Source organism: Agromyces seonyuensis, from assembly GCF_009789225.1.
GTDB classification, from domain to species: domain Bacteria; phylum Actinomycetota; class Actinomycetes; order Actinomycetales; family Microbacteriaceae; genus Agromyces; species Agromyces seonyuensis.
The window spans coordinates 1-1032 of record NZ_WSTA01000154.1 but is presented as its reverse complement, the minus strand read 5'-3'; the positions used below and the strand labels follow the sequence as shown (position 1 = coordinate 1032).

At 79.0% G+C, this 1032-nt stretch carries 1 protein-coding gene; it reads left to right on the top strand.

The features are described from left to right. On the top strand, window positions 1-1032 hold a 1032-nt coding region (locus tag GB864_RS17980; RefSeq protein WP_272898221.1), incomplete at both ends, for an ABC transporter transmembrane domain-containing protein.

Sequence of the window (1032 nt, the reverse complement as noted above, 5' to 3'; positions counted from 1 at the left end):
GCACGACCACGGCCGCCTCGGCCTCGGGCGCTCGCGCCGCCGACGCGGCCGACGCCGACGCCCGCCGCATCCTCCGCGGCGCCGTGCCGCGCTGGCCGCGCCTGCTGCCGTCGGTGCTGTTCGGGCTCGCGAGCGCCGGCTCGGCGGTCGCCCTCATCGCGTGCTCCGCGTGGCTCATCACCCGCGCCGCCGAGCAGCCGCCCGTGATGTACCTCGGCATGGCCGTGGTCGGGGTGCGGGCGTTCGCGCTCGGCCGGGCCGTCTTCCGCTACGCCGAGCGGCTCACCGGCCACGACGCGTCGTTCCGCCAGCTCGCGGGCATCCGGGCCGGCGTCTTCGAGCGGCTCGTACCGAGTGCGCCCGACGGACTCGCGCTCGCCCGTCGCGGCGAGCTCCTCTCGCGCTTCACCGCCGACGTCGACGAGTTGCAGTTCGTGCCGTTGCGCGCCGTGCAGCCCGTCGTGAGCGCGGGCGTCGTGCTCGTCGCCGCGCTCGTCGGCATCGCCCTGCTCGCGCCGGAGGCCGCGCTGCTCGAGGCGGCGATCCTGGCTGCGGGCATCCTCGTCGCCCTGGCGGCGCAGCGCCTCGCCGGCGCCCGGGCCGACCGCGAGCTCGCGCCCGCCAGAGGGGCGCTCCAGGCCGCGGTCGTGGAACACCTCGACGCGCTCGACGCGCTCGTCGCCTTCGATGCCGACGCCGCCGACCGCGCCCGCATCGCCCGACTCGGGGAGCGGCTGCAGCGCGCCGTGCGGCGCCAGTCCGCCGCCCAGGGCATCGCGAACGCCGTGATGGCCGCGCTCGGCGGGCTCGGCGCGCTCGGCGGCATCCTCATCGCCGCGCCGCGCCTCCTCGACGGAGGTCTCTCGGGGCCCGCGTTCGCCGTCGTCTGCCTCGTCCCGCTCGCGATCGCCGAGGTCGCCGCGGCGATCCCCGTCGCGGGCAGCGCGTGGCGTGCGGGCCAGGTCGCCGCCGGTCGCGTCGCGCGGGTCGCTCCGGCCGAGCCGCCCGCCGGCGTCGCCGTCGACCCCGTCG